A 21,420-nucleotide genomic window follows, 5' to 3' on the forward strand; every position below is an offset into this window, starting at 1 on the left:
CCGGGCACGATCGTTGCAATCGTTTGCATTCGAGGAGGCCGTGCATGTCCGCCCCAGTTCGCCGCCGTACCCTCCTGCTCGCCGGTGGAGCTCTCGCGATCGTCAGCGGCGGTACCGCCCCGGCCGCCGCAGGCCATCCTTCCGCCGACGCCCAGGTCGCCGCGATCCTGCGGCGGATCAAGCCGCCGCACTTCCCCGACCGCTGGTACGACGTGACCGGCTTCGGCGCGGTCGGTGACGACTCGACCGACTGTACGGCGGCGATCCGGGTGGCGATCGAGACGTGTCACCGGCGCGGCGGCGGCCATGTCGTCGTACCGGCGGGTGACTACCGGACCGGCGCCGTCCACCTGCTGAGTGGGGTCGACCTGCATCTGGCCGCAGGCGCCAGGCTCGCGTTCAGTCAGGATCCCGCCGCGTATCTGCCGGCAGTCCCCACGCGCTACGAAGGGACCGAGTGCTACAACTACTCCCCCTTCGTCTACGCCTACGGACAACGCGACATCGCCGTCACCGGCAGCGGCGTGCTCGACGGCCGGGCCGACGCCGAGCATTGGTGGGACTGGACCGGAGGCCCACCGCCGAACGAGTCACCGGACAAGACCCTGCTGATCCAGCTGGCGGCCGACGGTGTTCCGGTCGACCAGCGGATGTTCGGCGCCGGTCACTACCTGCGGCCGAACCTGCTCCAGTTCAACCGCTGCGAGAACGTCCTGCTCGACGGCATCACCGTCAAGGACTCCCCGATGTGGAACATCCACCCGGTGCTGTGCCGCAACGTCACCATCCGCGGCGTCACCGTCGACAGCCCACACGGCCCGAACAACGACGGCATCGACCCCGAGTCCTGCACCGACGTGCTGATCGAGCGCTGCACGATCTCCACCGGCGACGACTGCATCGCGTTCAAGGCCGGCAAGGACGCCGACGGCCGCCGGGTGAACGTGCCGACCCGGTACGCCGTCGTCCGCGACTGCGAGATGGCCGACGGGAACGGCGGCGTGACGGCCGGCAGCGAGACCACCGGCGGTGTCATGGACATCTTCGTCCGCGACTGCCGGATGAGCAGCCCGCGGCTGGAACGCGCGATCCGGATCAAGAGCAACCCCGACCGCGGCGGCACCATCGCGAACATCGACGTACGGCGGGTGACTATCGGGCAGGCCGCCGACGCGGTGATCGAGATCGTGCTCAACTACGCGAACGTCACCACCGGCGCCTACCCGCCGGACGTGCACGGCATCACGATCAGCCAGCTGACCGCGGCCGCCGCGCCGCGCGCGCTGAACCTGCTCGGCCTCCCCGATGATCCGCTCCGGGACATCCAGCTGTACCAGTGCCGCTTCGACGCGATGGAAGAGGACAACTCGATCCAGTACGTCGACGGTCTGCGGCTGGACCAGGTCTGGATCAACGGCGCCCGCGCCGACAACTGAAGGAGTCTGCATGGAGAAGCTCAGCCGCAAGAACTTCCTCCGGCTCGGTGCCGGAGCCGCTCTCGCACCGACTGCCGCCGGCCTCATCGCCGGACCAGCGTTCGGCGCCGATCTGCCAGCGACAGCGCCTGACGACCCGGGCCCTGGCTGGGGACAGGTCGGCAAGATCCTGCAGAACACCAGGCCGCCACAGTTTCGCCCTCGTGACTTCCCGATCACCGAATACGGTGCCGTCGCCGACGGCACCACAGACGCAACCGCAGCCATCGCGGCCGCGATCGACGCCTGCCACCGGTCCGGCGGCGGACGGGTCGTCGTACCGGCTGGAACGTTCCTGACTGGCGCAATCCACCTCCAGTCGAACGTGAACCTGCATGTGTCCGAGGGCGCGACCCTGCTGTTCAGCACCGACCCGGCGCAGTATCTCCCGGTCGTGCTGACCCGCTTCGAGGGCGCCGAGTGCATGAACTACTCGCCGCTGATCTACGCCCGCGACTGCGAGAACATCGCGGTCACCGGCAAGGGCACCCTCGACGGCGGGGCGACCTGGGAGACCTGGTGGTCCTGGGTCGGTCCGTCCAGCCCCGACGCTCAGGCACTGCAGCAAATGGCCGAGGACGGCGTACCGGTGCAGGATCGCGTGTTCGGCGCCGGCCACTTCCTGCGGGCGGCCTTCATCGAGACCCAGTCCTGCCGCAACGTGCTGATCGAGGACGTGACGATCCTCCGGTCGCCGTTCTGGGAGATTCACCCGGTGCTGTCACGCAACATCACCGTGCGCGGCGTCCACATCGACAGCCGCGGCCCGAACAACGACGGCATCGACCCGGAGAGTTCGCAGTACGTCGTGATCCAGGACTGCACGCTCGACTGCGGCGACGACTGCATCGCGATCAAGTCCGGCCGCGGCGCCGACGGCCTGCGGGTCAACGTGCCGTCGGAGAACATCCTGATCGAGAACTGCACGCTGAACATCCGGTACGGCGCGATCACGATCGGCAGCGAGATGACCGGCGGCGTACGCAACGTGTTCGTCCGCAACTGCACCATCGGCAGCCCGAACCTGTACTTCGGCCTCTACATCAAGACCAACTCGGTCCGCGGCGGCTACGCCGAGAACATCTACCTGGACAACCTGCAGATCTCGAACCTCACCAAGGAGGTCGTCTCCTGCAACTTCTACCGCAGCGAGGGCGACACCGGGTCGTTGACGCCGCGGGTGCGCAACGTCGAGCTGCGCAACATCACCGTCGGCCATGCCCGCAACGCGTTCTCGATGTTCGGCTACCCGCGCTCACCGATCCAGGACTTCCGGCTGATCGACTGCACGTTCACCAGCATCGACGACGTCAGCGAGATCCAGGACGTCGACATGTCGTTCCGCAACTTCACCGTCAACGGCCAGCGGATCACCGATCCGGCGCAGCTGCTGTGACGGCCGGCTGGTCGGACGCCGACCGCATCCTGGCCGACGTCCGACCACCGGTCTTTCCCGACCGCGACTTTCCGATCACGACGTACGGCGCGACCGCGACCGACGCCACGGAGGGGATCGCCCGCGCGATCCGCGCGTGCTACGAGTCCGGCGGCGGAAGAGTCGTCGTACCTCCGGGGACCTGGCAGACCGGGGCGATCCACCTGCGGTCGCACGTCAACCTCCACGTGTCTGAGGGTGCGACGTTGCTCTTCAGCACGGACCCCTGTGACTACCTGCCCGTGGTCGAAGACGCGCTATGAAGGCTTGGAGGTCTACAACTACTCACCGCTGATCTACGCGAACGGATGCACCGACATCGCCGTCACCGGGTCGGGCACGCTCGACGGTCAGGCGGGCTGGGACAGCTGGTGGGGTTGGTTCCACGAGTGCGACGAGGACTTCGCGCAACTCCGGCAGCAAGCGTGTTTCGGCGTACCCCTGGCGGAGCGGGTGTACGGCGATGGGTATCACTTGCGGTCGAGTTTCGTGCAGCCGTACGACTGTACCAACGTGCTGATCGAAGGTGTGACGATCGTGCGGTCGCCGTTCTGGCAGGTCCATCCGGTGCTGTGCCGGAACGTGACCGTGCGGGACGTGGTGATCGATTCGCAAGGACCGAACAACGACGGCATCGACCTCGAGTCCTGTCGATCGGTGCTGATCCGCGGCTGCACGATCAACGCCGGCGACGACTGCATCGCGATCAAGTCCGGCCGGGAGGCGGATGGGCTGCGGGTGAACGTGCCTTCGGAGGACATCCTGATCGAGCGGTGCGTGCTGCGGGTCAAGTACGGTGCGATCACGCTCGGCTCGGACCTGACCGGCGGCATCCGGAACGTGTTCGTCCGCGACTGCGTGATCGGCGGGCCGTCGCTGTACTTCGGTCTGTACATCAAGACCAACTCGATCCGGGGTGGCTTCGCGGAGAACGTCTACCTTCGAGATCTCTCGATCTCCAACCTGACCAAAGAGGTTGTCCAGTGCAACTTCTTCCGCGGCGAAGGCGAGACCGGCCCGCTCACGCCGTCCGTCCGGAACGTCGAGCTGCGCAACGTCACCGTTCACCGGGCTCGCAACGCCCTGCTGCTCCGCGGCTACCGCCGCTCACCCATCGAGGACTTCCGCCTGATCGACTGCAGCTTCACCGTCGACGCCCCCAGCACAGTCCAGCACGCCGAGCTCATCTTCGACAACGTCACCGTCAACGGCCGTCGCATCACCGACGTCCACCAACTGCGTTGACCACATCCCGTACCGAAGAACGGGTAGTAGTCATCCTCGACCAGACTCCGCCCGCTCGACGCCCTTCGCCTGACGCGGTTCTGTGGGACTACTACCCGTTCTTCGGTACAAGATTCACGGCAGGTGGGCGCAGTGGATGTCCAGGTCCCAGAGGATGACGGACAGGGCGTAGGGGCTGATTGTGTGCTGGCCGTGGGTGACGTCCTCGAGCAGTTCCCAGTGGCCGTTCGACTCGTTGCTGACGGCATCTGTCCCGATCACGGCGATCCGCTGCCGGACCGCGGCCTCGTAGGAGCGGTGGCCGACGCCGTTGAAGCAGCACTCGTCGAAGCGGTTGAGGATCTGGAGCTGCCGGCGATGCGGGCCGATCGCAGCCAGCGCGTAGAGGTCCGGGAAGTCGGCCAGACCGTAGAACCCGGGCTGCATGTCCTGCCGCTGCTCCCAGTCACCCCGCGTCGGGCTGGGCTTCGGTGAGCCGGGCCGGACGAAGATCGGCAGCGAGCCGGCGGTCGGGTAGGACCGGGTGATCCGCGGGTCGAGCGCCGGGTAGATCGTCGTTGCCCAGCCACCGCCGGACAGGCCGACCATCTGCACCGAGGACGGCCGGTACGTCGCCTGGACGTGGTTCATCGCCACCGCGAGGGGCTCCAGGAACAGGGCGAGCGGTGAGTACGCGGCGGACTCCCACTGCGGGAGGTCGTTGTGCGACGGCTGTTGCATGACCGACGGGTCCGCCGGATCCTGCAGGGTCTTCGGGTTCCAGTGGTAGAAGGGCATCGCGAACAGCAGGACCGTGTAGCCGTGGTCGAGGAGCCCTTGGGCGACCCGCTGCATCGTGTCGAGTGGTTCGCCGTGGCCGTTGTGGTAGAACGCGACCCGGCGGTGGGAACTCTTGGCGGGCTCGAGTACGAACACGGTGGCGACGTACCCGAAGGGCATCGCCACCTCGAGCCGGTCGTAGCGCCGTACGCCGGTGAATGTCGGCAACTCGGCCGGGACACCGACATCACGTCGTACCGTCGGGAGACCGGTCGGGAGCACGCCGGTGTCCTTCCAGACCTGCGCGACGAGCTGCGGGCGGAGGGCATCCGCGTCGGCGGCGGTGTGGATCTTCATCAGATCCTCGACGTCGACGCCGACGACCACCTGCGGGAGCGTCTTGTACGCCGCCGAGTGCGCAGCCGCGATCTCCGTGTTCACGGGTGCGACCGGCCGCGGCGCCGGATGCGGCTGCACGCCACCGGCGGGTGAACCCGGCGTGTCAGCGGCGGCGGTCGCGGGCCAGCCGGTCGCGGTGGTTGCGGTCACGGCGAGAGCTCCTCCGAGAACGGTTCTACGGTTGACTGGGCTCATCCTTGTTCACCTTTCGGGGCGGGGGGCAACCGGGTGCCAGCCGCCGAACACCGCGGACGGGTCGCGCAACTGCGCCGCCTCGTCGTCGCTGAGTTGGCGGGAGCACGCCAGTCGTGCACTGGTGTCGAGCGGGCGGCCGGCGAGATCGGTGCTGTGGTACTCCCAGAACCGGACCTGACCGGCGGCCGCGCAGTCGTTGGGGCTGGTGATCTGCCAGCCGCTCTTCTTCACGTGGCTGTCCATCGCCGAGTCGATGAAGACCACCTGGCTGGTCGGGAAGCGGCTCAGCTCGACCCGCCCGAGGAACACGCTGTCGTCGGGCGCCTCGGGCCCACGGGTCAGCCGGACCCGGACGAAGATGTTGCCGGGACCGTTGTCGCTGTTGCGGACCTGGTTGTAGTAGCCCTCGTGCAACGCCTTCAGCTCCGAGTCCTGGACGAAGACGCCGCCGGTCCCCCAGACGAAGTCCACGTCGCCCTCGACGTAGCTGCCAGTCACGAAGGCCTGACCCTGCAATCGCAGGCTGTCCTGGTACCCGAGGATCCGGACCCGCGCGAGGACGATCCGGTTGCCGTTGCCGCGGAACGCCTCGGCCTGCGAACCGCGGTACGGCGTGAGGTTCTGCACGGTCACGTCCGCCAGCGTGAAGTCGTCGGCGTCGACGCCCATCGCGGACCGCCAGCAGTTGAAGCGGTCCGGCTGGTCCAGCACGCGCCGCGGGCAGTACGCCTGCTCGATCGGGACGTTCGCCATCGCGTAGTCGCCGTTCAGCAGGTTGTTGTTCGGGTAGCCGATGACCGTGCGGCCGGCGGCCGCGCCGACGATCGTGATACCCGGCTTCGTCTGCGGCACATAGACGAGCTCCCGGTAGAAGCCCGGTGCCACGTCGATGCGTGCCTTGTGGCCCTCCGCAACGAAGTCGATCGCGCCCTGGACCGTGCAGAAGTCCTCGCCTGGGCCGACCTTCAGCCTGCTGTCCGTCGTCGGGTCCTGCCTGGTCCGGAACCTCCAGTTGCCGATCCCCGGATTCCCCACCACGAACCCGGGATCGACCGTGACGTAGTACACCTGCCCGGGCGCGAGCCGCTCATGCGGATGGATCGAGACGGTCCGGCCATCGACGACCACCGGCTGGTACGTCCACGTGTGCAGCTCGCCGAAGTCCGAGCGCGCGCCACCGATGAAACGCTGGTACGACGCGAGATCCGCGAGGTCGATCGTGTCGACGACCTCGCCGCCGGCCCGGTGGATCTGCAGGCTGCCGCGTACACCGAGCCGGACCGGCCCGTTGAAGGTCATCGTCAGCGTGGTGTCCGAGCAGGTGGCCTCTGCCGTAGCGTGTGGTGACAGCTTCGCGACGGCCGTGTCCCCCGGGTGCGTGGAGTGCCAGCCGGTGAGGTGTTCGAGGACCGCGGTCAGCCTGGCAGCGGCGACCTGGTGGCCCTTGACATTGGGATGAGTACTGCCGTTGAAGTCGTCCGGCCCCAGCCATCCGGTGGTATCGACGTACACGATCTTCCGGTCCTTCGCGGCGGCGACCGCGGCCTTGACGTCCGCTGCGTGCGTGCCGTTGAAGGGGCGGAGGGCAACGATCACGGTCTCCGGGTCTGCCGCCCTGATCTTAATCAGGTAGGCGAGGTACGCCGGGGTGAACTCGGCGCTCGAGTACGACGCGTCGTTCGTGCCGAAGTTGACCACGACGACGCCCGGGTCGGCAGGTGCGGCCGGGAAGCCGGCCAGGTCCCAGCCGAACGACTCGGCCGCGGTGCCGACGTTGCCGTGGCCGGGCTGCAGGATGCCCTGCTTGCCGAAGCCGACCTGGTTCGTGTCCGCGCCGAACGCCTCGCCGACGAGGTGCGGGTAGCTCTTGGTGCCGTCGGCGCAGTCGCTGCCGAGCTCCGGACAGAGCGCCATCACGCCCTGGGTGATCGAGTCGCCGTAGAACTCGATGCGATGCTCGGCTGTCGTCGGCAGCGGAATCAGCTGTGCTGCCGGCGCCAGCTCGATCTTCTCCAGGACGATGCCGGACTGCAGTGGGGTGGTCCAGCGGTTGGCGTACTCGTCGACGTCCTTCACCAGGATCTCGGCTGTGTGCGCGACCGTGGGGTCGAGGTTCTCGGCGAAGATCTTGTGGTCCGCGTCGACCTTGACCAGGACGGGATCGCCGCTGTCGATCACGACGTACAGCTGGGCCGGGTTCGTGATCGAGGCGGTGTCGAACCAGGCGCCGAGGTGGTCGCCGGTGAAGCGGAAGCGGACCGAGGATCCGGAGTTCACCGTGATCGCCACGTCGTCGTCGCGCCCCCAGTGCCCGTCCAACTCGATCCGCGGGTCGAACGGGCCGAACGTCGCCGGTTTCGCCGCGGCGGTCGCCGAGGTCGCCGGACCCGCAGCGGTGAGCGCACAGACAACGAGGACAACTGCGAAGAACAGGCTGGACAGGCGGTTTCTCACGGTGGTCTCCTCGCGCGGACCGCCGTGGCCGAGTGCCCGGGGCGGTGGGCGGGTAATCCTTTTCCTCGGCTACCGTCGCAGCGTCGCGCAGCCACGTCAAGACCTGGCCGCGGTGAAGTTCGACGGAATGGGAAAAGGTTTACATCGCTGCGCTGGCGGCGATTCCGGCGCGAACGTGGTCCAATGATCCGGTGAGAAAGCCGACCGGGGACCGTGCGACGGCCGCCCGTGCCACGATCCACGACGTCGCCCGCCTCGCCGAGGTGTCGACGGCGACGGTGTCCCGCGTGCTGAGCGGCGGCAAACCGGTCTCGCCGCAGGTCGCCGAGCGGGTCCGCGCGGCCGCCCAGGAGGTCGGCTACCGGCCGAACCCGGCGGCGCAAACGCTGCTCCGCGGCAGCAGCCGGACCATCGGCGTCGTCGTACCCGACCTCGGCAACCCGTACTTCGCGGAAATCCTGAAGGGCATCGCGGCCGAGGCGACCGCTGACGACCACCACACGCTGGTCGCCGGCACCGAGGAGGACCCGGAGCAGGAGTACCGCTCCGCCCTCGAACTGGCCCGCTGGGTCGACGGCGTGCTGCTGTGCGCACCACGGATGAGCACGTCCAGGCTCAGGGAGGTCGCGGAGGCGGCCCGCAGGCTGGTGCTGATCAACCGCGTACTGCGTCATCCCTCGGTTGGCTCCGTGGTTGTCGACTATCACCTCGGCGTACGCGCCTTGTGCGAACACCTCATGTCGCTCGGCCACCAGCGCATCGCCTACCTGGAAGGGCCGACGACCGCCTGGTCCGACCAGCAACGACAACGCGGCTTCCGGATACCCGAGGCCGCTGGGCTGACCGTCATCCGCGTCCCCTGCGGCTCATCCCTCTGCGACGGGCATGCGGCCGTCGACGAGGCACTCGAACACAAGCCAACCGCCCTGATCGCCTTCAACGACCACGTAGCCGTCGGCGTTCTGAGCCGCCTCCGCGAACTCGGCATGTCGGTCCCTGACGACATCTCGGTAGCCGGCATCGACAACGCCCCCATGAGCGCCCACACCGACCCCGGCCTCACAACCTACGCCGTCTCGACAGTAGAACTAGGCCGCCAAGCCTGGGCCCGCTTCACGCCCAACCCCTCCCCCACCACCACCCACCTCTCCGGCGACCTGGTCATCCGCGCGTCCACTGCAAAACCACCCCGCCGCCGCACCTCGCGCTAACACCTGGAGCCCTCAGTGCGCGGGTTGCGAGAGGAATGCGATGACCGCAGTGGCGAACTCGGCGGGCTGGTCGAGTGGCAGGAGGGTGTAGCTGTCGGGGATGACTTCGAGGCGGCCCTGCGGCAGGAGCTCGGCCAAGCGGCGTCCGTGATCAGGGGGCATGACCTTGTCGTCGGCTGCCCAGATGACCAGGGCAAGACGGTCGAACTTCGCCAGGTCCTCAGATGCCGCCGCGAGTGTGGGCCGGGCTTTGGCTAGTGCCCGCAGTAGCTGTACGGCGTCCCGGCGTACGGCGGGGTCGTGCAGGACCGGGTCGAGCCAGCCTCGGACGACCGCGTCGCCGCGTCGGGTCAACCAGCCGAAGGCCACCGGCGAACGCCGTACGACGCGCAACCGCAACTGCTGCATGAACACGCCGAACAGGGCAGGTGAGAGTCGGCCGGCAGTGACGATCGTGCGGCCGGTCAGCCCGGGCGGGAAGTTGTCGAAGGCCTCACACGATGCGAGGACCAGTCTGTCGATGCGATCGGGGTAGTGGCGGACGACGAACTGTGCGACAGCACCACCCGTGTCGTTGCCGACAAGCGTGACCCGATCGAGGCCCAGCCAGTCGAGCAGTTCGACCACCATGGCGGCCAGTCCGTCGAGCGAGAGACCTCCCTGGTCCTTCAGCGCGTGTTTGTGTGCGCCTAGTGGCAGCGTCGGCGCGATGCAGCGGAACGGTGGAGACAGGCTCGGGATCACCTGGTCCCACAGGGTTCGATCCATCAGCAGGCCGTGCAGGAACACGACGACCGGCCCGTCGCCACCCGTGTCGACGTACTCCACAGATCCTGACGACAGCTCGGCGATCCGCAGCTCGTTCACTCCTGAAGTGAACCATGCGGTTCACATGATTGTCCAGGCACTGCAGCACACGAAGCCAGTGCGGAGCGGTGGGATCGCCGCGGCTTCGGACAGGTAGTTGGGACCTCCGACACGGCACAGCCCGGGGATGGGGACGGTGGCTGGGGTGTGCAAGGTCGACAGGAGGTGTCCGCCTGGCCTCGGCCGAGCCGGCTGGGGCCAGGCGTGAATGCCGCGCCGGACCAGCACCCCCGGACCGATACCTCCTGCCGAGCTTGCACACCGGGCGACCTCGCTCAGTTCGCCCGCACATCGGGCAGAGGTGCCACATTTGAGGCGTCAGCGCAGGGGGCCAGAGGATGCTCAAACGCGGGCCGTGAAGCTGTACCGGCCCGATGGCACCTTGAACACGACCGCGTTGTCCTGCGGTTCCAGGACAACGAGCTCGCTTGGCGGGCGACCCGACTCGCGGACCGACCCGGCGTCGGTCGTCGGGACATGAACAGTGGCCGCAGCTCCCGGTGGGACCACTACGTCGAGCTGGAGCTCGCCGTCGAGGAGCTCCCAGCGGGTTGAGACTCGGCCGTTGGGTGTGTCGTAGGCGGCTTCGGCCCACGTCAGCCGGCCGCCCGGGTGAGGGCGGATCACCAGGTGCTGGAACGCGATCGAGTCCGGGGACTGGCTGATGCCGGCGACGTCGGCGTACAGCCATTCGCCGACCGAGCCGAGGGAGTAGTGGTTGAAGGAATTCATTGCGACGGGGCCGAAGCCGTTCTCCTCGGTCCAGCCGTCCCAGCGCTCCCAGATCGTCGTCGCGCCGTGCTTGATCGAGTAGCCCCAGGACGGATACCGGTCGTCGTGCAAGAGCTCATAGGCGAGGTCGGCGTGCCCGTACCTTGTCAGGATCGGGCAGAGCAACGCGACCCCGGCGAAGCCAGTGGTCAGCGACCGGCCGCGCCGCTCCAGATCCGCGACGAGGTGCTTCACAGCCGCCTGCTCGGCCTCGTCCGGGAGCAGCCCGAACGCCAGCGGCAACAGATATCCGGTCTGTGTGTCGCCGCGAACCTTGCCCTCGGCATCGACAAACTCCGTCACGAACGCGTCCGCGATCCGCTGCCGCAGTTCGCCGTACGCCGCCGCTTCGTCCTCGAGACCGAGGACCCGGGCGGTCGCGGCGGTGAACTCGGCACTGCGAGCGAAGTACGCCGTGGCGAGGACGTCCCGGTCGGTGCGTACGCTGACCTGCAGCCAGTCGCCGTAGTGCCCGCTGGTGCGGTTCCGCCAGATCAGGTCGGGGTTGGCGCGGTGCACGTAGTCGACCCACCGGCGCATCGCCGGCCATGCGGATCGCAGAACGCGTTCGTCGCCGTACATGCGATAGAGCGTCCACGGGACGATGGTCGCCGCGTCGGCCCACGCCGGTGTGCCGTGCCGGCCGGTGATGACGTGCGGGATGACATCAGGTATCGCGCCCTCGTCGGTCTGCGCCGCCGCCAGGTCGCCGAGCCAGTTGTCGAAGAACGTCAGTACGTCGGCCTGGTACGCAGCGGTCGGCAGGAAGATCTGCGCATCCGCCGTCCAGCCGAGCCGCTCGTCGCGCTGCGGGCAGTCGGTCGGGACGCTGACGAAGTTGCCGCGCTGACCCCAGCGGATGTTGCTCAGCAGTTGATTGACGCCGGGGTCCGAACACTCGAACCGTCCGGCGACCGGGGTATCGGAGTGCAGTGCCCGGCCGGTCACATCCTCAACCGTCAACTCACCCGGGTAGCCGTCGACCTCGACGTACCGGAAGCCGTGCACGGTGAAGATCGGCTCGAAGAACTCCTCGGCGGCGCCGGCGCTGACGAAGTAGTCGGTCGCGTCGGCGGTGCGGAGGTTGGCCGTGTAGAGCTCGCCGTCGGACTCCAGCATCTCACCGTGTCGCAGGCGAATCCGATCGCCGGCAGATGCGTTGCGGATGCGCAGTCGGACCCGGCCTGCGATGTTCTGACCGAGGTCGACGATGAACCGACCGGGGCCACGCGGCCTGACTGCGACGGCCGGCAGATCCTCGGTCACCCGGACCGGTTCGGTGGGCGCTGCGATCAGAGTCGACAGGTCGGCGCCCATGTCTCCGGCCGGTGCCCAGTCCCAGGCGTCATACCCCGGACTGGACCATTCGCCGAGCTCGAGCCTGGCGTCGTACGACTCGCCCATCAACAGATCGGCGAACCTGAGCGGGCCGACCCGTTCCACCCAGCGCTCGTCGGTCGCGACCACTGTCCGCGATCCATCTGGATGGTCGACCACGAGTTGAGCGAGCAGTTGCGGCTTCTTGCCGTAGTGGTGCGCATGGCTGCGGGTGTCCCAGCCGACGTACCCGGACCACCAGCCCTCACCTAACACTGCGCCGAGTACGTTCTCCCCCGCGTGCAGCAGGTGCGTGACGTCGTACGTCTGGTAGGCGAGGCGCTCGCGGTAGTCCGTCCAGCCCGGTGTCAGCTCGTCGGTGCCAACCCGCTGGCCGTTGGCGCTCAGTTGGTAGAGGCCGTGGGCTGTCGCGTAGACGCGAGCCCGGACCACTGGTTGCGGAAGCTCGAAGGATCGCCGGTAGTAGCGCGGTGCGGCGATCGTGGCCTGACGCACCGTCCTCGGCTCCGCGCGGTCGACCGGCGGCTCGAAGTACGGATCGGTCTCGTAGTCGTGCTCGATCCAGTGCGCCTCCCACTCCTCCGCATGGAAGATGCCGGTGGCAAATGTCGCCGACGCCTCGGCGTGCTGCCCAGTGGCGTCCCGTACCTCCAGACGCCACACGTAGTCGGTCTGCGACGTCAGCGGCGCACCACCGTGGTCGACGTACGCCTGCTGCTCGGACCGCCACCCGCTGTCCCACACCTGTACGCCGTCGCGCGCCAAGCGGACCCGGAACGCCTCCTGCCGATCTCCACGCACCGGCGACGCGAGGCGCCAGCTCAGCCGCGGTCGCGCGGTCCCGATGCCGAGTGGTTTCACCCGGTGCTCACAGCGCAGGTCGTACGGCGTCAGCGCCGGAACGCTCGGTGGATCGGTCAGCATCCAGCCAGTTGTCACCAGGACCACTCCGTCTCTTATCTGAAGTTCACGCCATGTACGGGGGATTCGGGGGTGTCACGGATCTCCAGGGTTCGTGGGGCGACCTGGACCTGGAGGTTGGAGAGGGTGATGTTGCGGACGGTGGGGTGGTGGGTGCCGGTGGGTTCGGCGTGGCGGGTGTTGATGACGACGGCGGAGCTGGTCACGGAGTCGATGACGGTGTCGTGAAGGGTGATGTGTTCGATCAGGCCGCCGCGGTCGGAGTTGGTTTTGATGCGGAGGGCATGGTCGACGGCGGGGCCGGTGACGTGGAGGTCGCGGGCGTGGATGTTGCGGATGCCGCCGGAGGTTTCGCTGCCGATGGTGAGGGCGCCGTGGCCGGTGCCGAAGCGGCAGGACTCGATGACGATGTTCTCCGACGGGCGGCCGGCCCGGCGACCGTCCGCGTCGCGGCCGGACTTGATCGCGATGCAGTCGTCGCCGGTGTCGAACGAGCACCCGCTGATCACGACGTCCGAGCAGGAGTCCGGATTGCAGCCGTCGTTGTTCGGACCCAGGCTGTCGACGGTGATGCCACGGATCAGCACGTCCGAGCAGAACACCGGATGCACCACCCACATCGGCGCGTTGACGATCCGCACATCCTCGATCCGCACCCGCCGGCAACTGAACGGCTGGATGAAGCTCGGCCGGAAGCCGTGCCCTGGCGCGAAGATCCGATCCTCGACTGGGACATCACCAGCGACCATCCGGAGCAAGCGGTTCCAGTCGTCGACCGGCTTGGTATCGGCCCACCAGTTGTCCAGGCCGGCCGCGCCGTCCAGGGTCCCGGTCCCGGTCACCGCGACGTTCACCTCGTCGTACGCATAGATCAGTGGCGAATGGCTGAAGCACTCGATCCCCTGCCAGCGCGTTCTGACGATCGGGTACGCCGACGGATCGGTCCGGAAACGTAGCGTCGCGTCGGCCGACAGGTGCAGCTCGACGTTGCTGCGCAGCCGGATCGGTCCGGTGACGAAGACACCGACCGGTATCACGACCCGGCCACCGGTCAGTTCGCAAGCCCGGACTGCGCGCTCGATCGCATCCGTGCAGTCGTCGTCGGGCCGGGCGCCGTACGAGGTGATGCAGTGGTTGGTCATTCAGCGGATCCTGCGCGGATGCGGAGAGCGTTGGCCAGGGGTACGGCGATCACCCAGGACGGATTCCAGGTGTTGGAGTGACCTCGGCGTTGCCAGTGGGTCTGGAAGAAGGCCTCGCCCTGTTCGCCGACGATTTGGAAGCCCCACTCCCCCGGCGTTCCGCAGATGCCTTGACCCATCGCGTTCATGATCGTCTCAGCCGCGGCGACATAGTCCGGTCGCTCGACGGCAATACCGAAGGCAAGCAGCTCGTACGTCGGGAAGAAGGCGTCGAGGTGATGGTTCTGGACGCTGACGGTGGGCCAGCCGATCGCGTTGAAGCCGGCGGTGCGGAGTGGGGAGTCGAGGTCCAGTTCGGGAGACCAGACGTAGACCCAGGTGAGCAGCCAGTCGGCGGTCACCTCGGCCCAGCGCGCGTAGAGGTCGTCGCCGGTGAGGCGGTACAACTCATAGGCGGCGAGGAAGAAGTACAGGCCCGCCTCCTTGTCCTCGCAGGCCGCGTCGAGGGTCGAGCGGGCGAACGGGCGGTCGAAGGTCCGCGCATGCTGACCGTGGTAGCGGGTCAGCCAGGTCGTTGCCTCGGACAACAGCCAGGAGTCGTCCAGGACCATCGACGCCTGGATGGCCGCGAGGACGCACGGGATGCCCGCCGCGGACACCGTGGTCGCGGCGGGAGTGCCGTCGAGACGCCACCCGATCGGGAAGGTGCCGTCGGGCAGCAGCGCGGTGCGGAGGAACGACCACGCGCCGGCGAGGGCGTCCGGCCAGGAAGGCGGCACCGGTTCATCGTGCGAGCGGAACAGAGTGATGATCTCGGCCAGGTCCGCCATCGTTTCGCCGTACGCGCGACTGGACACCATCGCCCGCCCGCCGGAACGGAAGCTGGTCCAGCGGCGGCTGGCGACCTGGTAGGCGTTGTGCCGCAACCCCGGAGTCCGTGTCGAGCTGCCGGCCAGGTAGAACTCGACGGCCGCGCGGCAGCGATCGATCCTGGTCCGGTCGCCGGTTTCGAAGCCGAGCCGGGCGTCGCACCAGGCGAGCTTCAGCGCTTGGCCGGTCCAGCCGTAGAGGAAGTGCCGGGGCTTGGCCGGGCCGTTGTCCGCGACGTCGCTGAACTTGGTGTAGCCGGCCACGGTCCCCGCCTGGTGCCACCTGTTGTCGAGGGCAACGGTCTTGCGGGTGACGATCTCGTCCAGGGTGAGCGGTCGGGCGCCGGGCTCGGTGAACAATGAGCGACCGGTGCGGACGAGTTCCCGGAAGGCGTGGCCGCGATCCTGCTGTGGACCCCAGTCGAGGACCAGCCGCTGGCTGTAGACCTCGCCGGACCGCAGCGTGAGGTAGCCGTCCTCGGTCGACTCGGTCTCGGCTTTGCTGACGTAGCGCACGTCCTGCTTGCCGTCGAACATCAGTACGCCGCTCAGCGCGGCGATCACCGGTCCGTCCTGGCGGATGACACCCAGCGAGCCGTAGCGAACCTGGCCGTCTCCGGACTGGCGAGCCTCCGGGCGGGAGAAGACGCTGACCCAGCGGCGTTCGCGGCCGGCGCGCCACTCGACGTTGACGCCGGGGATCGGGAGGCGGTCCTCCTCGGCGACGAAACCGCCGCCGGGCGCCGGTCCGATCCGGGGTACGGCGCGGGCCGGGTCGGCGGACGGGTTGTCGTTGTAGAGCAGGCCGGGGAGGGTGAGCTGGCTGTCGGTGAGGCTACCGAGGTCGAGCAGCAGACCGACGGCGAGATCGCCCAGCCGCCGTTGACCGCTGTTGCGCCAGCGGAGCTCGAGGTTCAGACGGTCGGCCGCGTCGAAGGACAACCGGATCTCGACGGCGACCGGTCCGGTCCGGCAGCCGGCCCGGTGCCCGCCGGGGCGGCGGGAGATCCACCATCCGTCCGGCTGCATCGCGTTGGGCTGCCATGGCCGGCCGGACGAGCAGGTCAGCAACTCGGCGACCGGTCGCTCCAGATAGGTCGCAGGCGTGGTCAGGCCCAGGTGGAGGACTACTCCGGCTGGGGTTCTGCGGAGTTCGGCGATGCGGTCGCCGGAGGTCAGGGCGGGCATCAGGTCGCTCGGCGGATCTGGATGGCCTGGTACTGGCTGCCAGGGAGGCGGACGGTGAGGGTGTCGGTGACGGTCTCCTGAGTACGGCGGACCGAGTGGCTCCAGACGTCCAGGACCTCCACCTGATAGGTGCCCGCGGGAAGCGTGAAGGTGCGATCGGGGAAGCGGTGCTCGCCGAGGTATTGCAAGTAGTAGGAGCCCGGTACGGCGAGAGTTGGTGCGTCGCGGTAGTCGTCGATTGGCTCCACCTCGGCGGGCAACTCGTCCAGGACCTCCCGCAGTAGGCGGAGGCGCTGGGCGACAACGCCGTTGGGGCGGATGCCGCCGGCTGACCACGGGCCACCATCGGCTTCGCCGTACCACTCGCCGTGGGTGACGTGGGCGCCGCGAACCGTTCCCTCCCAGATACGAGTGAGCAGCTCTTCCGGTCTGAGGCTGGTGTCCGGTGTGGAGCCGTCGCCCTCGTAGCCACAGGCATCGACGAAGACCGGCTTGGCGTAGTCGCGGCGCAGGGCCGAGACACCACGCAGGTTCTCCAACGGAACGCTGAGGTGGGTGAACCAGGGCGGACCGGGGTCCACCACTTCCGGTGCGGCGTGAACGGAGATCAGGTGATGGCTGGAGTCGCACTCGGCGATCAGCTCGGCCAGTCGGCGCGCGTCTGGGGTTGAGTCGAGGCACCAGGTGACATTGCGGTACGCCGCCACCTGGTTGACCACGGTGCGGATCACCGACTCATCGGCGGGCAGGAGGATCTCGGCGGCGACGTCCACGGCCAAGAGGTCGCGGACCTGCCCGTCGACTCGCTCCACGTCCGCGCGGAGCCGGACCCGGTTGAACGGAGATGCGGCGATCGCCAGGCACGCATCAGGCCACCGGTCGCCGGCCTGGCTCAACCAGGTGGTGGTGAGGGGGTGGTACGGCGTTCCGTCAGCCCATCGCAGGGTGGATCCGGAGCGGCGGATCGGGCCTCGGGTCGACGCGGGTGTGCAGGTGAAGGTCTGCTGTCGATCGGCGAGGGTGTAGTCCCAGCTGCCTTCGACGTGCGGCATGAAACGGATCAGCCACTGGTCGCCGGTCCGGAAGGACTCCGCGGAGGCGGTGTTGCCGTGTTCGTGGTGGAACCAGACACTGGCCGGGCCGTCTGCCGGTAGCTCCAGTAGGCCCCAGCGTTCGACCTCGATCATCGGGTGCCTCGCAGAGCTAGGTAGGGACGGGACGGGAGACGGATGCGGCCCCTGTGCTCACCAGGGAGCGGGGTGATGGTCATCGCCCGGGTGTCGATCAGGTCGAAGTGAAAGGGCATGCCGCCGGGCAGTTCCAGGTCCACGGCGGACGGCTGGCGGTCGCCGAGGTAGTGGAGAACGCAGCGATCGGTGTCGAGCTCGCCGTCGGCCAGCCGGGGCAGCGCGGCGAACACCGAGCGGAGGAAGGCGATCCGCTCGGGGCTCTCGCCGTACAGGCGGCCGCCGACCGAGATCCACGCGCGCGTCTCGCGGTCGACGAACGACTCGCCGTGGCCGACGTACCCGCCGAGGCTCATGCCCTGCCAGAAGCGGTGGACCAGCTCGTCAGCGGTGAGGTTACCCCAGCGGCGGCCGGCGTTGCCCTCGTAGCCGATCTCGTCGATCACCACCGGCTTCGGGCACGCCCGCCACGCGGCGACCTCGGCGCCGTCCCAGTGCTGCACGCTCTGGTGGGTGATCCACGGCTTGGTGAAGTCGTACGGCGTGAAGACCTCGTACATCTTGGTCCCGTTGTGGATCGACCGCAGCCGCTGGTACGGGTCGTACCGCTGGACCAGCTGCAGCAGCCGGTCCCAGTCCGCGACCGTCTTCTCGTGGTTGAAGTCGTACTCGTTCGACAACGACCACCAGACGTTCCGGTACGCCGCCAGCCGCGCGACCACATACCGCAGGTACGCCGCATCCCGCGCCGGCGTCATCCGGTCGAACCCCCACACCCCACGGTCGTACGGATGGAACAGGATCAGGTCGGCCTGGATCCCCAGCGCGAGCAGATCCGCGACCCGGCCCTCGAAGGCGCGGAAGAACGCGGGATCGAACCGGTCGACGTCCACCTCCCCCGGCGTCGATCCCATGAACGGCGTCCGGTCCGGGCGCATCCCGTCTGTCGGCAGCAGGCACATCCGCACCTTGTCGAAAGGGGCCGACCGCAACGATGCGAGGGTCAGCTCCTGCAGGTCCTTGGACTCGTAGGTCCAGTGGTAGCAGGTCGTCCCGATGCAGTCGTAATGCGTGCCGTCGGCGTACGCGAAGTGGTGGAAGCCGCGCACCCCGACCGGACCGTGGTTGTCCGGGCCGGGCGGGGTGCACACGAACGAACCGCGGTGGCCGTCGAGCTCGGTCGCGGAGCTCGACGTGACGTACGACCACTCCCCCTCGCGGTCCGGCGAGAACCGGGCGCGGTAGATCCCGTCGCCGTCGTAGAAGCCGTCGACCACCACGACCCGGTTCCGGTACTGGTAGGCGACGCGGAGCTCCACGTCGGCGAACGGGTTGCCGTCCGCGGGTCCGGACAGGGTGAGCTCGTGCAGTCCCCACCGCTCGACAGTCATGGAAGTCGGTCTCCTGCCTCGATCCACTCCGGCGTCAGGATCACGTGCTTGATGGTCTTGCGCAGGTAGGAGTACGCGACGTGCAGCCGGCCGTCGCGGGTCTGCAACAGCGTCGGATACGAGTACCCGAACTCGTTGTCGCGATACTCCTCGTCCTGCACCTGCAGGTTCCGCCAGTGCGGCCAGGTGGCACCGTCGTCCTCGGACAGCGCCAGTGTCAGCGGTGTCCGCAGCGTCTTCCGCCGTACGCCGCCCTTCCCGTCGGGCACCCAGCGGAACTGGTCCCGCTCGGCGGACGAGTCGTTGAACACGAGCACGAGCCGGCCGTCGGTCAGCCGCAGCACCTGGATCGCGGAGTTGTTGTTGGGCAACACGGTCCGCTCCGGTGCGGTCCAGGTGCGGCCGCCGTCCTTGGAGACCGACCGGTGGATCCGGTCGGCGGCACGGCTGCGGAAGTAGCCGAGCAGCTCACCCGGGGCGGTTTCGATCGCGCTCAGCTGCACCTGACCGATCGCGTCGGGCAGGTCGATCCGCGTCCAGTTCGCGCCCTGGTCGGAGCTCAGCTGGATCACCGTGGTCTCGGCGGACTTGTCGCAGTCGTACGCCGGGAGCAGCCAGTCACCGTTGCTCAGCACAACGATCGGGTTGCGGACGAAGCTGCCGGCCCGGTCGAACATCACCGTGCTGGGGTCCCAGGTGACGCCGCCGTCGTGCGAGACCCGTCGGAGTACGCGCGACGTGGACTGGTCATGCGGCTCGTTCGAGGTGTGCAGCAGCCAGACCTCACCCGAAGGAGCCACGAACAGGACGGGGTTCTGCTCGGATCGATCCGGGTCAGCGGAGAGCTGTTCCGGGGGCAGCCACGTGTCCGCGCCGGCGGGGAGCCGGGACAGCACGATGTTCGTGTCCGGCTCCCCCTCCCCCGGCCCGTTGAACCACGCACACAGCAGATCGCCGGCGTGCGTCTCGACCAAGGTGGCCGCATGGCTGTCGCCCGGGTGGATCGTCGGCAGGAGGGCCGCACCCTCGCGGATGCGGCCGTCGAAGCGGGGATCGATCACCATGTGAGTCCTGCGGCGGCCTGGGCCTTGATGTAGTTGGGGATGTCCTGCTGCTCGGCGACCAGCAGCGACGAGTCGACGTCCATGCCGTCCTTGAGCACGTGCTGCCGGAAGACCTTGTAGAGCGGGATGTCCCAGTACTCGGTGTTCTGGTAGTTCTTGACCACCGCGTTGTCTCCCCAGTACACGGCGGACGTGTCGATCGCGGCCAGCTCGGGGATCGCCGTACCGAACGCGTTGACCACCGCGTCGGTCTTCAGCACGCCCTTCATCCCGTACGACGAGATCCGGGTCTGCATCTCCTCCGAGACCAGGTACTTGATGATCTCGAGCGCCTGGTCCTTGTGCTGGGACTGCGGCGGGACGAACGCGGCCCGGGTGTCCGGCTGGTAGATCGCCGTCGAGCCGCGGGACAGCACCGGCATCGAGGTGACACCGATCTGCACGCTCTTGGCCCACTCGCCGAACTGCTCCGCGTCGTCCTCCTCGACGTACAGCGGGCTGAGGGCGTAGGCGTTCAGCTTCGACAGATTGTTGACCGCCATCGCCAGGTGACCCGGGAAGCTCATGTCGCCCTTGAAGAAGTCGTCCACCGTGGTGAAGTTGTTCCGCGGGATCATCAGGAACCGGTACAGGTTGTTCGCGAGGGTCTTCCACTCCGGACTGGTCAGGTTGACCTTGACGTCCTCGGGCGCCGGCTGCTCGCTGGAACCGGGCACGAACGGGTAGACCCCTAGCTGGTTCATCACGAGATAGTTGTCCGGGTGCTGCATGTAGCCCTTGTAGTGGTCGAGCCCGTCCTGCCGGGTCAGCCGCTGGGCCAGCTTGTAGACGTCGTCGTACGTCGAACCCAGCCCGGGGTACCGCACCTGGAACTTGTCGAAGATCAGCTTGTTGTAGAACAGCAGGCTCTCGTCGATGAACACCGGGACGCCGTACAGCCCGCCGTCCGAGCGCGACTTCACCTGCTCGACCGAGCCGACGTTCAGCGTGGTCAGGTCGATCCCGGCCTGCTGCACCAACGCGGTCATGTCCTGGACCCAGCCGAGCGGCTCGAGGTCGCGGTCGATCCGCAGCCGCGGATCCTCCAGGATCAGGTCCGGGACCCGGGTGGTCTTGGCGATGTCCTCGTACCGGATCGGGTAGTCCCAGGTGGCGTACTTGATCTTCACGCCGGGGAACCTGGCGCGGATCGCGTCGCCGTAGACGGCGTCGAAGTACCGGGTCGACTCCCGGCCGTCGTCGTCGCCGCCGAGCTCGAACGGCTTGAAGTTGGCCGCGAAGATGAACAGCTCGTCGTCGGCGACCGAGAACGGCTTGTTGTAGCGGTTCGGGATGTCGACCGTGCCCGCGGCGGACTGCGCGCCGGCCCGCGGCACCGCGGAGGTCGAACTGGTGGTCGCGGCGGCCGCGGTGCCGGGCAGCGCGCCGCCGAGGGCGGCGAGGCCGCCGATCAGCGCACTGTTCCGGACGAAGCCGCGACGCGACATTCCTTGGTCAGACATGGTGGGC

The 21,420-nt window shown here is 68.1% G+C and carries 15 protein-coding genes; 5 read left to right on the plus strand and 10 right to left on the minus strand.

Annotation, left to right across the window (positions count from 1 at the left end; all coding sequences use genetic code 11):
- Window positions 1–44: 44 nt before the first annotated feature.
- Genes OG558_RS43115 through OG558_RS43130 form a run of 4 tightly spaced genes read left to right on the plus strand, consistent with a single transcriptional unit; the run spans window position 45 to window position 4,155 of the window.
- Window positions 45–1,436 carry a glycoside hydrolase family 28 protein gene (locus tag OG558_RS43115; protein ID WP_405068196.1) on the plus strand — a complete coding sequence of 464 codons (1,392 nt, stop codon included), beginning with the start codon at window positions 45–47 and terminating at the stop codon, window positions 1,434–1,436.
- A 10-nt stretch (window positions 1,437–1,446) separates the two neighbouring features.
- Entirely contained in the window at window positions 1,447–2,871 is a 1,425-nt protein-coding gene (locus tag OG558_RS43120; RefSeq protein WP_405068197.1) for a glycoside hydrolase family 28 protein, read from the plus strand.
- Window positions 2,868–3,173, plus strand: coding sequence for a hypothetical protein (locus OG558_RS43125; protein ID WP_405068198.1), 306 nt, complete (start codon window positions 2,868–2,870; stop codon window positions 3,171–3,173). Before OG558_RS43120 ends, OG558_RS43125 begins: the two co-directional genes overlap by 4 nt.
- The gene (locus tag OG558_RS43130; protein WP_405068199.1) at window positions 3,139–4,155 is read left to right on the plus strand and encodes a glycoside hydrolase family 28 protein; all 1,017 of its coding nucleotides are present in this window, start codon (window positions 3,139–3,141) and stop codon (window positions 4,153–4,155) included. Before OG558_RS43125 ends, OG558_RS43130 begins: the two co-directional genes overlap by 35 nt.
- Window positions 4,156–4,269: 114 nt before the next feature.
- Here the strand turns inward: OG558_RS43130 and OG558_RS43135 are convergent, their stop codons facing one another.
- On the minus strand, window positions 4,270–5,463 hold the full coding sequence (locus OG558_RS43135; protein WP_405068200.1) for a hypothetical protein: 1,194 nt from the start codon (window positions 5,461–5,463) through the stop codon (window positions 4,270–4,272).
- Between the two features lie 51 nt (window positions 5,464–5,514).
- Window positions 5,515–7,962, minus strand: a complete 2,448-nt coding sequence (locus OG558_RS43140; protein ID WP_405068201.1) for a pectinesterase family protein — start codon at window positions 7,960–7,962, stop codon at window positions 5,515–5,517.
- A 191-nt stretch (window positions 7,963–8,153) separates the two neighbouring features.
- On the opposite strand from OG558_RS43140, the gene OG558_RS43145 reads away from it, so the two are divergent.
- Window positions 8,154–9,173, plus strand: coding sequence for a LacI family DNA-binding transcriptional regulator (locus OG558_RS43145; protein WP_405068202.1), 1,020 nt, complete (start codon window positions 8,154–8,156; stop codon window positions 9,171–9,173).
- A gap of 12 nt (window positions 9,174–9,185) precedes the next feature.
- Here the strand turns inward: OG558_RS43145 and OG558_RS43150 are convergent, their stop codons facing one another.
- The 8 genes from OG558_RS43150 to OG558_RS43185 form a co-directional block, all read right to left on the minus strand.
- Window positions 9,186–10,040: an alpha/beta fold hydrolase gene (locus tag OG558_RS43150; RefSeq protein ID WP_405068203.1), complete on the minus strand. Its 855-nt coding sequence runs from the start codon at window positions 10,038–10,040 to the stop codon at window positions 9,186–9,188.
- A 342-nt stretch (window positions 10,041–10,382) separates the two neighbouring features.
- Window positions 10,383–13,088 (minus strand): family 78 glycoside hydrolase catalytic domain, encoded by a 2,706-nt coding sequence (locus OG558_RS43155; RefSeq protein WP_405068204.1) that lies wholly within the window; start codon window positions 13,086–13,088, stop codon window positions 10,383–10,385.
- 17 nt (window positions 13,089–13,105) lie between these two features.
- Window positions 13,106–14,212, minus strand: a complete 1,107-nt coding sequence (locus OG558_RS43160) for a glycoside hydrolase family 28 protein (RefSeq protein ID WP_405068205.1) — start codon at window positions 14,210–14,212, stop codon at window positions 13,106–13,108.
- Window positions 14,209–16,269 (minus strand): hypothetical protein, encoded by a 2,061-nt coding sequence (locus tag OG558_RS43165; RefSeq protein ID WP_405068206.1) that lies wholly within the window; start codon window positions 16,267–16,269, stop codon window positions 14,209–14,211. The genes OG558_RS43160 and OG558_RS43165 overlap by 4 nt, the downstream gene beginning before the upstream one ends.
- Complete coding sequence (locus OG558_RS43170; RefSeq protein ID WP_405068208.1) at window positions 16,269–17,456, minus strand: DUF5605 domain-containing protein; 1,188 nt, start codon at window positions 17,454–17,456, stop codon at window positions 16,269–16,271. Before OG558_RS43170 ends, OG558_RS43165 begins: the two co-directional genes overlap by 1 nt.
- Window positions 17,453–18,847, minus strand: a complete 1,395-nt coding sequence (locus tag OG558_RS43175; RefSeq protein WP_405068209.1) for a DUF5060 domain-containing protein — start codon at window positions 18,845–18,847, stop codon at window positions 17,453–17,455. The genes OG558_RS43170 and OG558_RS43175 overlap by 4 nt, the downstream gene beginning before the upstream one ends.
- Window positions 18,844–19,911, minus strand: coding sequence for an exo-alpha-sialidase (locus OG558_RS43180; RefSeq protein WP_405068210.1), 1,068 nt, complete (start codon window positions 19,909–19,911; stop codon window positions 18,844–18,846). The genes OG558_RS43175 and OG558_RS43180 overlap by 4 nt, the downstream gene beginning before the upstream one ends.
- A complete protein-coding gene (locus OG558_RS43185) occupies window positions 19,905–21,413 on the minus strand; it encodes an ABC transporter substrate-binding protein (protein ID WP_405068211.1) in 1,509 nt (502 codons plus the stop codon). Before OG558_RS43185 ends, OG558_RS43180 begins: the two co-directional genes overlap by 7 nt.
- Window positions 21,414–21,420: the final 7 nt, after the last annotated feature.

The organism is Kribbella sp. NBC_01510 (assembly GCF_045040325.1).
Lineage (GTDB): Bacteria > Actinomycetota > Actinomycetes > Propionibacteriales > Kribbellaceae > Kribbella.

Bases quoted from the DNA above. Each gene is read 5' to 3' on its own strand.
- OG558_RS43115 (WP_405068196.1), top strand. From the start codon at position 45: ATGTCCGCCCCAGTTCGCCGCCGTACCCTCCTGCTCGCCGGTGGAGCT.
- OG558_RS43120 (WP_405068197.1), top strand. From the start codon at position 1,447: ATGGAGAAGCTCAGCCGCAAGAACTTCCTCCGGCTCGGTGCCGGAGCC.
- OG558_RS43160 (WP_405068205.1), bottom strand. From the start codon at position 14,212: ATGACCAACCACTGCATCACCTCGTACGGCGCCCGGCCCGACGACGAC.
- OG558_RS43165 (WP_405068206.1), bottom strand. From the start codon at position 16,269: ATGCCCGCCCTGACCTCCGGCGACCGCATCGCCGAACTCCGCAGAACC.
- OG558_RS43170 (WP_405068208.1), bottom strand. From the start codon at position 17,456: ATGATCGAGGTCGAACGCTGGGGCCTACTGGAGCTACCGGCAGACGGC.
- OG558_RS43175 (WP_405068209.1), bottom strand. From the start codon at position 18,847: ATGACTGTCGAGCGGTGGGGACTGCACGAGCTCACCCTGTCCGGACCC.
- OG558_RS43180 (WP_405068210.1), bottom strand. From the start codon at position 19,911: ATGGTGATCGATCCCCGCTTCGACGGCCGCATCCGCGAGGGTGCGGCC.
- OG558_RS43185 (WP_405068211.1), bottom strand. From the start codon at position 21,413: ATGTCTGACCAAGGAATGTCGCGTCGCGGCTTCGTCCGGAACAGTGCG.